The organism is Lysobacter sp. Root76 (assembly GCF_001428685.1).
Taxonomy (GTDB): domain Bacteria; phylum Pseudomonadota; class Gammaproteobacteria; order Xanthomonadales; family Xanthomonadaceae; genus Lysobacter.
The window spans coordinates 208521-221447 of the sequence record NZ_LMIK01000007.1; the positions used below are offsets into that span (position 1 = coordinate 208521).

Annotated in this window: 6 protein-coding genes and 2 pseudogenes; 6 read left to right on the top strand and 2 right to left on the bottom strand. The window is 66.9% G+C overall.

Annotated elements, in window-relative coordinates; translation table 11 throughout:
• Positions 1 to 45 precede the first annotated feature (45 nt).
• The gene (locus tag ASE10_RS15140) at positions 46 to 3069 is read right to left on the bottom strand and encodes a TonB-dependent receptor (protein WP_055900753.1); all 3024 of its coding nucleotides are present in this window, start codon (positions 3067 to 3069) and stop codon (positions 46 to 48) included.
• A gap of 245 nt (positions 3070 to 3314) precedes the next feature.
• On the opposite strand from ASE10_RS15140, the gene ASE10_RS15145 reads away from it, so the two are divergent.
• On the top strand, positions 3315 to 4757 hold the full coding sequence (locus tag ASE10_RS15145) for a PLP-dependent aminotransferase family protein (RefSeq protein ID WP_055900756.1): 1443 nt from the start codon (positions 3315 to 3317) through the stop codon (positions 4755 to 4757).
• Positions 4758 to 5658: 901 nt separating this feature from the next.
• Here ASE10_RS15145 and ASE10_RS15150 read toward each other — a convergent pair.
• Entirely contained in the window at positions 5659 to 6102 is a 444-nt protein-coding gene (locus tag ASE10_RS15150) for a hypothetical protein (protein WP_055900761.1), read from the bottom strand.
• A gap of 229 nt (positions 6103 to 6331) precedes the next feature.
• Here ASE10_RS15150 and sufT point away from each other — a divergent pair, with 229 nt between their 5' ends.
• The 5 genes and pseudogenes from sufT to ASE10_RS15175 form a co-directional block, all read left to right on the top strand.
• Entirely contained in the window at positions 6332 to 6883 is a 552-nt protein-coding gene (gene sufT, locus ASE10_RS15155) for a putative Fe-S cluster assembly protein SufT (protein WP_055900764.1), read from the top strand.
• An 859-nt stretch (positions 6884 to 7742) separates the two neighbouring features.
• Positions 7743 to 8696 (top strand): annotated as a pseudogene (locus ASE10_RS21135) (S8 family serine peptidase); the annotation flags it as partial.
• A gap of 436 nt (positions 8697 to 9132) precedes the next feature.
• Complete coding sequence (locus tag ASE10_RS20795; protein WP_055900767.1) at positions 9133 to 9351, top strand: proprotein convertase P-domain-containing protein; 219 nt, start codon at positions 9133 to 9135, stop codon at positions 9349 to 9351.
• Positions 9352 to 9557: 206 nt separating this feature from the next.
• Positions 9558 to 9980: a hypothetical protein gene (locus ASE10_RS15170; RefSeq protein WP_055900770.1), complete on the top strand. Its 423-nt coding sequence runs from the start codon at positions 9558 to 9560 to the stop codon at positions 9978 to 9980.
• A gap of 636 nt (positions 9981 to 10616) precedes the next feature.
• Positions 10617 to 12344: pseudogene (locus tag ASE10_RS15175) on the top strand (S8 family peptidase); the annotation flags it as partial.
• Positions 12345 to 12927 lie beyond the last annotated feature (583 nt).

Sequence of the window (12927 nt, forward strand, 5' to 3'; positions counted from 1 at the left end):
CGGCCCCTCGCGGGGCCGCCTGTGTCGCAGGGTTTTTGCGTGGGCTCAGAACTTCTGGGTGTAGCGGAAGTAGATGAAGCGTCCGGGCACCTCGTAGGCCGCGTCGAAGCTGTTGGCGAAGGCCTGCACCGAGCGCGGCGGGTCCTTGTCGAACACGTTGTTGACGCCGATGGTGACCTTGGAGTTCCAGGGCGTGTTCCAGTACACGCTGGCGTCGTGGTAGGTGGTCGCGCCGATCTTGTTCTCGGCCTCGGCCATCGAGCGGATCGCGTCGCCGCCGGCTTCGCCGTCCCAGACGCCGTTGTTGTTGAGGTCGACCGGGATGGGAATGATGCGGTCGGGGTCCGAACACAGGAAGCTGTAGCCGTAGTCGACCATGGCCTGGCAGCGCTCGTCCTGGTGCGAGAAGTAACGCACGTTCCAGGTCGCGCCGAAGTCGCCCTTCTCCCAACGCGCCATCAGGTTGGAGCGGATGCGCCAGCTGTTGCTGCCGGTGATGTATTCGCCGGGTTCGTTGGCGGATTCGTCGATCGGCCAGTCCTCCACGCGCTGACCGATGCGCGGCACGTCGTTGAGGCGCTCGCCGAAGATGCCGTCGTCGTCGAGGTCGCTCTCGGACTTGGCGACATAGGTGGTGTCCCAGTTGAAGCTGAACTTGCCCCAGCGGGTTTCCGGCAGCTTGTAGTTGACGGTCATGTCGAAGCCTTCCGTGCGCAGGCCGCCGATGTTGACCGGCTGCGACAGCAAGGTGGCGACCGCGCCGCCGGGCGCGCGGGTGTAGTTGCAGAAGCGCTGGACGTTGCCGACCACGCATTCGTCCAGGATGAACTGGCCGGTCGGCGCGACCAGGGCGTTGTCGATGTCGATCTTCCACCAGTCCAGGGTGACGTCGAAGCCTTCCAGCCAGCTCGGGCTGTAGACGAAGCCCAGGGTGGTCGATTCGCTGCTTTCCGGCTCCAGCAGCGGGTTGCCGCTGACGTTGATGCGGATCTGCGGATTGCCCTGGTCGTAGCCGCCCGGGGTCACGCCTTGTGCCAGGCAGCGCGCCTGAGCGGCGGGCGAGAGGTTGGGGAAGCGCGCCAGGTTGCAGGGATCGGCGATGGTCGGGAACGAGTCGGCGCTGCCGGCGAACAGCTCCACGATCGCCGGGGCGCGGAAGCCCTCGGACCAGTTGCCGCGGATCAGCAGGTCGTCGGTCGGCTTCCAGCGGAAACCGAACTTGCTGTTGAGCGTGTCGCCGACGTTGCTGTAATCCGAATAGCGGGTCGCGATCGAGAAATCCAAGAGCTTGGCGAACGGCATGTCGGCCAGCACCGGTACCGCCAGTTCCAGGTAGGCCTCGTCCAGCGAGAAGCCGCCGGAGATCGGCGCGGCCGCGTTGCCGGTGGTGTTGCCGGAGGCGATCAGGGCGTCGGGCTGGAAGTAGCCGCTCTCGGCGCGATGTTCCAGGCCGAACGAGAACGCCAGCGGGCCGCCGGGCAGGTTGAACAGGTCGCCGCCGATGTTGGCGTAGTAGGTCTTCTGCTTGAAACCGACCGCGTCGTGGGCGACGAAGGTCGAGTAGGCCAGCATCTCGGGCGTGATCGACCCGACCGCGCCGAGCAGGTTCATCGGCACGCAGCCCAGGATGATCGAGGTCGCGTCGCCGGGATTGCTGACGCAGATCGGTCGGCCGCTGGTGGCGCGGCCGGCGACGGTGTCGATCATCGACGGACCCAGCGCGTTCTTCAGCGCGAGCAGGTTGAACAGGCCGTCGGTGACGGTGTTCTGCTTGTTCTCGCCGTAGAAGTAGCCGGCCTCCCAGTCGAACGGCTTGTCGGCGAAGTTGAGCGTGCCTTCGAAGCCCAGGTTGGTGGCGAAGGTGTCGATGTCCTGGCGGAACGAGCGCCCGCCGGTCTCGATCGCGCGGCGCTGGATGCGCGAGACGGTGGTGCCGAACGGGTTGTACAGGCTGTCCGGGCTGATCGTGACCGTCCGCGGCTGCAGACCCGCACCCGGCCCGCTGCCCAGCACGATCGGCATCGCCGCCAGCAATTGCTCGGAGCGGCGATTGTTGTAGGTCACGGTGGTCAGGAAGCGCAGGTTGTCGGTGATGTCGAGCGAACCCGAGGCGAACACCGAGCGCCGTTCCTGCGGGGTCAGCAGGTAGTTGTTGGGTGCGAAGTTGTAGAGGTCGTCGCCGGTGCGGTTGCGCCAGTTCGTGCCCGACTGGCCGTCGTTGTAGGTGAACTGGCCGGTGGTGCCGTTGGGACGGGTTTCGGGGACCGAGCAGGTGCCGAAGATCGGATCGAAGGTGCCGGTGCACAGGGCGAAGCGGCCGTTGGGCGTGGTCGAACTGCCGAAGGCGTTGCCGGTGCCGTGGACCGGCTCCTTGGAAATCTCGCGGTCGCCGGCCAGCACCGGCTCTTCCTTGACGTAGGCCAGGCCGAGCATCGCGGTCCAGCGGTCGGAGGCGGCGCCGACGGTGAAATCGAACGACTCGCGGTAACCGTCGCCGTCGGCGTAGGTGCCGATGAAGGCGTTGGCTTCGGCGCCTTCGTAGTTCTGGCGCAGGATCACGTTGACCACGCCGGCGATGGCGTCGGAACCGTAGATGGTCGAAGCGCCGTCCTTCAGCACTTCGATGCGTTCGACCGCGGCGGTCGGGATGGTGTTGAGATCGACCACGCCGCCCAGGCCGGCGCCGCCGACCCAGCGCTTGCCGTTGACCAGGACCAGGGTGCGGTTGGCGCCGAGATTGCGCAGATCGACCTGGGTCTGGCCGTCGCCGCCGTTGTTGACGGTGCTGTTGATCGCCGATCCGTTGGCGGTGATGTTCTGGATCACGTCGCCGATCGAGGTCAGGCCCTGCGAGCTGATGTCTTCGCGGCTCAAGGAGAAGATCGGCTGCGAGGTTTCGATGTCGGTGCGCTTGATGCGCGAGCCGGTCACTTCGATCCGGTCCAGGGTGGTCGCCTGGGTTTCTTCCGCGGCCTGGGCGTGGGCCGCCAGCGGCAGCGCCGCGCTGGAAACGGCGGCGCTGGCGAACAGCGCTCGTCGGATGGCGTGACTGAGGGTATGCGAGGGCATTGCGATAACTCCGCTGAGTAAGGGCCATGCGTTGGCCGGCTCAGTGAAATTACGAATCCTTAACTATCGGCGTTGCGCGGTCCGCGACTGAAAAGCTATGCCGGACTCGTGCGGTGACTGCGCGGATGTGGCGATTTGTGTTGACGCTCCCATTGGTCATGTTGTGCCGGCATCATCCCGCCCGATAGATTGGTCGCCGGGCGGATCGGACGCGCCCGCATCCATGGAGCCAATCGGGACCTCCCATGCATCTGCAGCTAGACGGACGCGGCCCGCTGCAAGGCCAGCTGGTGCGCGCGCTCAAGGACGCCGTGCTGTCGGGACGCGTCGCCCAGGGCGTGCGCTTTCCGCCCACGCGCGCGCTCGCGCAACAGCTGGCGGTGTCGCGCAACACCGTGCTGGCGGCGTACGAGCAACTGCGCGCCGAGGGTTTCATGCAGGGGCGGATCGGTTCGGGCAGTTACGTCGCCACGCCGATCACTCCGGCCGCGCCGGCGGCCCGGCCGGCCGAACGCGGCCTGGCCCAGACCGACTACATCCGCCGCCTGCGCGCCTGCCACGATCACGCGCACATGCCCGGGCGCCGGGTCGAGGGCGCGCGCTACAGCTTCCAGTACGGCGTGCCGTTCACCAATCCGCTGCTGACTTCGGCCTGGTCGCGCGCGCTGGCGCACTCGGCGCTGTATACGCCGCCGACCTATCCGACCGCGCACGGCAACCCGGCCCTGCGCGCCGCGGCCAGCGAATACATCGCGCACCGGCGTGGCGTGATCTGCTCGCCCGAGGACGTGATCATCGTCGCCGGCACCCAGCAGGCGATGAGCCTGACCGCACGCGTACTGCTCGATCCGGGCGATGCGGCGGTGATCGAGGAGCCGCAATACTTCGCCACGCGCGAAGCGCTGTACACCCACGGCGCGCGCCTGGTCCCGGTCGCGATCGATCGCGAAGGCCTGCGCACCGGCGATCTGCCCGACGAACCGCCGCGGCTGATCTGCGTGACTCCCTCGCATCAGTTCCCGACCGGCGCGCTGATGTCGTTGCCGCGACGGCTGGCCTTGCTGGACTACGCCCGCCGCCACGACTGCTGGATCTTCGAGGACGACTACGACGGCGAATTCCGCTACGACGCGCAGCCGCACGCGGCGCTGCGCTCGCTCGACGAATGCGGGCGGGTGGTCTACGTCGGCAGCTTCTCCAAGGTGCTGTTTCCGTCGTTGCGGCTGGGCTACATCGTGGTGCCGCCGAGCCTGCGCGACGATTTCATCGCGGCCAAATGGGTCGACGATTTCGGCTCGCCCGGGATCGAGCAGGCGGCGTTGGCGCAGTTCATGGCCGACGGCAGTTTCGAGCGCCACCTGCGCCGCACCGGCAAGACCTTGAAGCAGCGCCGCGCGGCTTTGCTCGACGGCTTGCGCACGCGTTGTGGCGAGCACATCGAGATCGAGGATTCGCATGCGGGCATGCACTTGCTGGTATGGCTGCGCGGGCGCGACGCGGCCCAGGGCGAGGCGCTGATCGCGCATGCGGCGACGCGTGCGCTGGGCTTGTACTCGATCGCGCCGTATTACCTGCATGCGCCGGATCGTGCCGGTCTGCTGATGGGGTTCGGGGCGATGTCGGTGGCGGAGATCGGGGAGGCGGCCAGGTTGTTTGGGGAGTGTTTGAGGGAGGTGGGGGGTGGGTGAGGTTGCCTCTGCTTCTGCCTCTGCCTCTGCTTCCTACCTTCTACCTTCTACCTTCTGCTTTCTGCTTTCTGCTTTCTGCTTTCTGCTTTCTGTGGGAGCGGCGTGAGCCGCGATCGCGAATTCCGTTTGCTGCGCTGCTTTCGTTCTTAAGCAACAGCTTCCGCCGCTGCGCGAGCGGACCACTTTCTCTTGCCACCCGCCTTGGGGTAGGAGCGGCGTAAGCCGCGACCGCGACCTTCGGCTGCCGCGCTGGCTTCGATTCGGATTGGCTTCGCTTTCTGTGGGAGCGGCGTAAGCCGCGATTGCGAATCCCAGCTACTTCGTTGGTTTCGTTCTTAAGCAACAGCTTCCGCCTGCTGCGCATGCGGGTCACTTTCTCTTGCTAGCCCAAGAGAAAGTAACCAAAGAGAAGGGCTTGCCTAGACAAGCTTCCGCCTGCTGCGCATGCGGGTCACTTTCTCTTGCTAGCCCAAGAGAAAGTAACCAAAGAGAAGGGCTTGCCTAGACAACCCTCCCGTGCGAGATCGGAGCGTGCGCGGTGATTTTTCGAAGGAACATCCTGTTCCTCGAAAAACGGCGCGCGTCCTGCGCGCCGCCCTTCGGGTCTGGGTGGGGTTGGGCAAGTGCGGTGCATTGGATTTCAATGCCGCGGCAACGGCAACGGCAACGGCAACGGCAACGGCAACGGCAACGCAACCGCAACCGCAACCGCAACCGCAACCGCAACCGCAACCGCAAGGCGAATTGCAATTGCAACGGGCTAATTTGCCTCAGACGTTCGGACGAAGACCGGTGGTTGCATAGGATGCGGTGAGCCGCAAGCAAACCGCATCGCGGCGACGCGTGATTCCCGACCGCTATCCGCCCCGGGCCTCGCCCAGGCGCAGGCCGCGCACTCGCCTCAGCGCGAAGCCACCGCCGCAACCACGACACCGGCCGTCATCCAGGCCCAGTCGGTCGGGCTGTTGGCGAGTTGGGTCAGCAGCCAGGCGTGGTGCGGGCCGAGTTTGAACAGCGAGTCCAGCATGCCCACGCCCAGCGACAGGCCGATCTGGGTCGCGGCGATGCTCCAGCTGTACATGACCACGATCGCGACGGTGCCGAAGACGCCGAGCAGGGCGCGGTGCCGGCCCGGGCGCCAGCCGCCCAGGCGCAGCATCCAGGCCAGGTCGAGGGCGCCGATCACCGTCATCCAGCTGTTCTGGCGGCCGCTGTACAGGCTCAGCAGCAGCCATACCGCGACGAAACCCAGGGTGCCGAGCAGGAACAGCGACCAGGCCAGCGAACGCGACGCCAGCGACCTCGATTCAGGCGCGGCGGGGGCGGGCTGGGCGGGTGCGATCATCTGGGGCTCGGGCGGCGGGGGAATCCAGCCGCACAGCATAGCCGGCCGCGTGGCCGCGGGCAGTGCCTGAAGTCGGCCTGCCGCCAGGACAGGCGGGCACAGCGCCTCAGCCCTGCCGGTTTGACGACGCCCCGGCGACGCTGCGATCCACGCCCGGGTCCGGGCCCGGCGCAGCCCCCTGATAGACTGCGCGCCTTGTGCGCAAGCGCGGCACCCCAATCTTTCACGCATGTACTCCCGTAGCAGCGAACCCGTCCGTTTCGAGCGCGATTGCGCCGTCGTCCTTGTGCCGCAGGGCGAACAGGTAACCCTGCCCGCCGGCAGCGTCGGCTACATCACCCAGGCCCTGGGCGGCAGCTATACCGTGTTCGTCGAAGGCAATCTGTTCCGGATCTCGGGCAAGGATGCCGACGCCATCGGCAAGGAACCGCCGGAACCGCTGGAACTGCCCGCGGGCGCCGACGACGAGGCGGTCGAGCAATTGGTGTGGAAGCAGCTGCGCACCTGTTTCGATCCGGAAATCCCGATCAACGTGGTCGACCTGGGCCTGGTCTACGAGGCCCTGATCAAGCCCCGCGACGATGGCCAGCGCACGGTCGAAGTGCGCATGACGCTGACCGCGCCGGCCTGCGGCATGGGCGACATCCTGGTCGACGACGTGCGCAGCAAGCTGGAAATGATCCCGACCGTGGCCGAGGCCGACGTGGAGCTGGTGTTCGACCCGCCGTGGGGCCGGCACATGATGTCCGAGGCCGCGCGCCTGGAAACCGGCATGTTCTGAGCGCGCCCGTCCGCGTGTGCGCCGCTATCGAAAACCCCGGCTTCGGCCGGGGTTTTTGTTTAGGTCCGCTGGAAATCGAGCGCGTTCCGCGATCCGCAGAGTGGTTCGCGCGGCGGCAGCGGGCGGCTGACCGTCGATGCCTGTCAGGCCCGATGCGCCGGCAGTCGGACCTGGCGACGCAGGCGGGGCGGCCCGGAGCTTGCGGCGGTTTTTCACCAGGCGATAAACGCAACCGTATGTGAAAATTTGTGATGCGAGCCACACAAATAGCGGCGTGATCGGGGGTTAGCGCATTGTTCGTGCCGGAGTCGGCTCCTTAGCGTGGATGGCGTGCGGCGGAGTGCCGCACGAAACGTGTCGTCCCGGGCTCTGGCCGCAACGCGGCAATGCATGCGGAGACCAGCGGGGCGATTCCTGCCGCATTCCTGCGGCGTATTCGGTTTCCATCTCGGGGGTTTCAAGGATGTCCATTTCCAATCACGGCCGCGTTCGCGTCCACGCGCTGGCCGCCGCCACCGCGGTCGCGCTGACCAGCTTGTGCGCCGCGCCGGCCTTCGCCGGCCGCATGAGCGTGTCCGGCCTGCAGGCCGAAGGCAGCTACGACCAGTTCATCGTGAAGTACAAGGACGCGGCGGCCGAGCGCAGCAGCGCGAGCGCATTGCAGTCTTCGCTCAGCGGCGCCGCACGCGCGCTGCCGGCGGTGTCCGGCAAGCACCTGGGGCTGAAGCAGCTGCGCCGCATGGCGCTGGGCGCGGACGTGGTGCGCAGCGACCGCAAGCTCAATCGCTCCGAAGCCGAATCGTTGATGCGCCAGATCGCGGCCGATCCCAACGTCGAATACGTCGAACCCGATCTGGTCATGCAGGCCCTGGCGACGCCCAACGACCCGCGCTACAACGAGCAGTGGCACTACGCCACCAACGCGACCGGCGCCAACGTGTCCAGCGCCTGGGACACCTCCACCGGCACCGGCGTAGTCGTCGCGGTCATCGACAGCGGCCGTCTGGCCCATACCGATCTGGATGCCAACACCCTGACCGGCTACGACTTCGTGACCTCGACCACCACCGGCAACGGCGGTTCGGGCGACGGCAACGGCCGCGACGCCGATCCGACCGACTCGTCCAACGTCAAGCACGGCACCCACGTGGCCGGCACCATCGCCGCGGTCACCAACAACAGCGTCGGCGTCGCCGGCGTGGCCTACAACGCCAAGGTCGTGCATGCGCGCGTGCTCGGCAACGGCGGCTACGGTTCGACCTCGGACATCGTCGACGCGATCACCTGGACGTCGGGCGGCACCGTCACCGGCGTGCCGGCCAACGCCAACGTGGCCGAGGTCATCAACCTCTCGCTGGGCGGCACCGGCGCCTGCGGCCTGAGCTACCAGAACGCGATCACCGCCGCGATCAACCGCGGCACCACCGTGGTCATCGCCTCCGGCAACAGCAACAACGACGTGTCGAATTTCTCGCCGGCCAACTGCCCGGGCGCGATCTCGGTCGCTTCCAGCGATATCAACGGCAACCGCGCGTGGTACTCGAACTACGGCGCGACCATCGACATCACCGCGCCGGGCGGCGAAACCTGCTCGCCGCTGGTCGAGTTCCTGGCGCTGGGCGAGTCCACCTCGGGCAAGTGCCAGCAGAACCACGAAGCCAACGGCATCCTCTCCACCTACAGCGGCAACGGCTATTTCTTCAACCAGGGCACCTCGATGGCCGCGCCGCACGTGGCCGGCATCGTCGCCCTGATGCAGGCGGCGGCGCCGTCGCCGAAGACCCCGGCCCAAATCCAGACCATCCTGGCCAACACCGCGCGTCCGATCACGGCCGCCAAGTGTCCGGGCGGTTGCGGTCCGGGCCTGGTCGACGCGGCCGCGGCGGTGCTGGCTGCGCAAGGCGGTGGCGGCAACGCCGCACCGGTGGCGAACTTCACGTCTTCGGCCAGCGGCCTGACGGTGGCGTTCACCGACTCGTCGACCGACAGCGACGGCAGCAGCGACCAACCCGAGCAAGACCTACTCGGCCGCCGGCACCTACACGGTGACGCTGACGGTGACCGACGACGACGGCGCGACCAACACCAAGACCGCCACGGTCACGGTGTCCACCGGCGGCGTGCAGACCTACACCAACGGCACCGATGTCAGCATTCCGGACAACAACGCGACCGGCGTGAGCAGTTCGATCGTGGTCTCGGGCCGGACCGGCAATGCGCCGAGCAACGCCTCGATCTCGGTCAACATCGTGCATCCGTACAAGGGCGACCTGATCGTCGACCTGATCGCGCCGGATGGTTCGGTCTACAACATCCATAACCGCAGCGGCGGCAGCGCCGACAACGTCACCGGCACCTTCACCAAGGACCTGTCGACCGAACCGCTCAACGGCACCTGGAAGCTGCGTGCCGCCGATCGTGCCGGCGCGGACGTGGGCTACATCGATACCTGGAGCATCACGTTCTGATCGCGTTTCCGTCCGGCACACGCAGCGCACGCGTTGCGTGCGCCGGACTCCGACAGCGATGTACCCCGGACCCCGGCTTCGGCCGGGGTCCTTTTCGATTCAGACTGGCGCGCGTAGCTTTCGTAGCAGACGCAACCCCATCGGCGCCGTCTGCCCGTTGATAGCGGAGTACCGATGAAATCACCGACCGAACAGGAGTCGTCACCATGGCCTCGCGCTTCCGCCGTTTGCTGCTCTCGACCGCCGCGGCGGTCCTGTCGCTGGGCATGACCGCCTGCATGGCCGCCGGCCCCGCCCACGTCGGCGAACTGCAGGGCGACGGCCCGTACCAGCAGTTCATCGTCAAATATCGCGACGGCAGCGCGCCGGCCAGCCAGGAAGCCAGCGTCAAGGCCCGGCTGGACCGCACCGCCGGCAGCAGCGGCCTGAAGAGCGGCGCCCGTGCGGTCCGTCTGGAGCACAAGCTGCGGCTGTCGGTCGCCGCCGATGTGTTCCGCGCCGACCGCCCGCTGAGCAAGGCCGAGGCGCAGAAGCTGATGCAGGCCTTCGCCGCCGATCCGGATGTCGAGTACATCGAGATCGACGGCATCGTGACCACGATGCCGGTGGGCACCGGCGAGATCCGCTGAGCCGCCTGCTTTCCTGTCCCTCCCTGTGCTTTCTGTAGGAGCGGCGTAAGCCGCGATGGGAATGAAGCGGCGGCGCAGTTCGGTCTAGCGCAATCGCGGCTTACGCCGCTCCTACAGGGGGGGCGGGCGGGTGTCAGGCGGGTGCGTCGACCCTGTATATCGCCGTTTATTCCAAGCGACCGGCTGATCCTGTGCGGTGAATTTGGAGGGCGGATAGTTAGGGCAGCCGGCCCCGCCGGGCGCTTCCGGGCCGGATAGGGCCTCGAACCCAGCCAGCTGCCGCGCAACGCCGGCGCGATCCGAATTCTCCATAGAAAACGGCCACTTGGAATAGGTTCCCGGACCTAGCGCCGCAACTCGATGTTGCGGTGCCGCATTTAACCGTGTCAATTTCACGTGAAAGCGGTTACCGGGAATATTTGTGACGCTCATCACAAATATCTGTGCCAAGTAGGTGGATTTCCTGGTTGCGGCCTGGCTGGAAGGTCGACTAGCGTCACTTTGCGGACACATTTTGTCACTTGGTCCGTACACAACCGTCTGAGCATCGGGTCGGGGCAAGTCCTCCGGCCACGCAGAGCTTCTGACGGTTTTTGCCGCATCCAGCGGCTTATTCCAGCTTCGGGGGTTTCACAGATGTCTCAGCTGTCCTCGCGCCGCATTCGCGTGCACGCCCTGGCCGCCGCCACGGTAGCCGTACTGGCGTCCAGCGCCATCGCCGCTCCGGCGTTCGCCGCCGGCCGCGTCAACCTTGCCGGCCTGCAATCTTCCGAGAAAGTTCAGCGCTTCATCGTCAAGTACAAGGACGGCAGCGCGCCGGCCACCAACGCCACCACCCTGCAGCGCACGCTGAGCACGGCCGCCACGACCGCCGGCGCCGGCAAGGCCCTGGGCATCCGCTCGCTGCGCCGCACCGCGCTGGGCGCCGACGTCGTGCGCAGCGATCGCGCGCTCGACCGCGCCGAAGCCGAATCGCTGATGCGCCAGATCGCCGCCGACTCGAACGTCGAATACGTCGAAGTCGACAAGCTCAATCACGCTTTCCTGACCCCGAACGACACCCGCTACAGCGAACAGTGGGGCTATTCGGGCACCTACGGCATCAAGGCCGACCAAGCCTGGGACGTGACCACCGGTACCGGTTCGGTCGTGGCCGTGCTCGACACCGGCATCACCAACCACAGCGACCTCAGCGCCAACATCCTGCCGGGCTACGACTTCATCATCGACACCACCGTGTCGAACGACGGCAACGGCCGCGACAGCGATCCCAGCGATCCGGGCGACTGGGTCAGCGCCAACCAGTGCGGCGGCACTCACCCCGCCCAGGGTTCGAGCTGGCACGGCACCCACGTGGCCGGCACCATCGCCGCGGTGACCAACAACGCCAAGGGCGTGGCCGGCGTCGCGCACGGCGCCAAGGTCGTGCCGGTGCGCGTGCTCGGCACCTGCGGCGGCTACGACTCCGACATCGCCGACGCGATCATCTGGGCCTCGGGCGGCACCGTCAGCGGCGTGCCCGCCAACGCCAACCCGGCCGAGGTCATCAACCTCAGCCTCGGCGGTTCCGGCGCCTGCGGCACCACCACCCAGAACGCGATCAACAGCGCGGTCGGCCGCGGCACCACCCTGGTCATCGCCGCCGGCAACGACAACGTCAACGTCTCCAACGCTTCGCCGGCGAACTGCAACAACGTCATCGCCGTGGCCTCGATCACCAGCACCGGTGCGCGTTCGAGCTTCTCCAACTACGGCGCGCTGATCGACATCGCCGCTCCGGGCTCGAACATCCTGTCGACCCTCAACAGCGGTTCGACCACGCCGGGCGCGGAAACCTACGCCTCCTACAACGGCACTTCGATGGCGACCCCGCACGTCGCCGGCGTCGTGGCGCTGATGCAGGCCGCCGCCACCACGCCCAAGACCCCGGCCGAGATCGAATCGATCATCAAGGCCAACGTCACCGCGTTCCCGTCGACCCCGTCGCAGACCATCGGCCCGGGCATCCTCAACGCCAAGGCCGCGGTCGACGCCGTCAATGGCACCACCCCGCCGCCGACCGGCGTGCTGACCAACGGCACCCCGGTGACCGGCCTGTCCGGCAGCGCCGGCACCGAGCTGCGCTACACCCTGGTGGTGCCGGCCGGCGCCAGCGCCCTGAAGTTCGTGACCGCCAGCGGCAGCGGCGATGCCGATCTGTACGTGAAGTTCGGCAGCGCGCCGACCACGTCCAGCTACGACTGCAAGTCCGAAGGCAGCACCAACGCCGAGACCTGCAACATCGCCACCGCCCAGGCCGGTACCTACCACGTGCTGGTGCGCGGCTACTCGACGTTCTCGGGCCTCAGCCTGACCGGCAGCTACACCACCGGCGGTGGCGGCACCCAGACCTACAGCAACACCACCGACTACACCATCAGCGACAACGCCACGGTCGACAGCCCGATCACGGTCTCCGGCCGTACTGAAGGTGGACCTGGTGGCTCCGGACGGTTCGCTCTACAACATCCACAACCGCAGCGGCGGCAGCGCCGACAACGTCAACAAGACGGTCACGCTGAACCTGTCGACCGAAGCGCTGAACGGCACCTGGAAGCTGCGCGTCAACGACAACGCCGGCGGCGACACCGGCTACATCAACAGCTGGAGCGTCACGTTCTGATCCATACATTCTGATTCATGCGTTGCGATCGATAAATTCGCCGGCACGGATGCCGCGAACGCTCTCTCCGACCCCGGCTACGGCCGGGGTCTTTTTTTGCGCGCGCGATCGGGTGCGCGATCGGATGGGCGCCTTTACACCAAGTCGGCGTACACAAAAATGACTGGAATCGGTTACTGGTCATATGCATGACGAGCATCACGGATGCGGTGTCGAATCGCGTCGAATCGCGCTTGTTCCACCGCGGGTGCGCGCTTAGCGTCGTGACGGGCGAAAAGGGGTTCG

What these genes read in the sequence shown, in the direction of transcription:
- sufT (WP_055900764.1), top strand. Translation starts at nt 6,332, where the DNA reads ATGTACTCCCGTAGCAGCGAACCCGTCCGTTTCGAGCGCGATTGCGCC.
- ASE10_RS15150 (WP_055900761.1), bottom strand. Translation starts at nt 6,102, where the DNA reads ATGATCGCACCCGCCCAGCCCGCCCCCGCCGCGCCTGAATCGAGGTCG.
- ASE10_RS15145 (WP_055900756.1), top strand. Translation starts at nt 3,315, where the DNA reads ATGCATCTGCAGCTAGACGGACGCGGCCCGCTGCAAGGCCAGCTGGTG.
- ASE10_RS15140 (WP_055900753.1), bottom strand. Translation starts at nt 3,069, where the DNA reads ATGCCCTCGCATACCCTCAGTCACGCCATCCGACGAGCGCTGTTCGCC.
- ASE10_RS15170 (WP_055900770.1), top strand. Translation starts at nt 9,558, where the DNA reads ATGGCCTCGCGCTTCCGCCGTTTGCTGCTCTCGACCGCCGCGGCGGTC.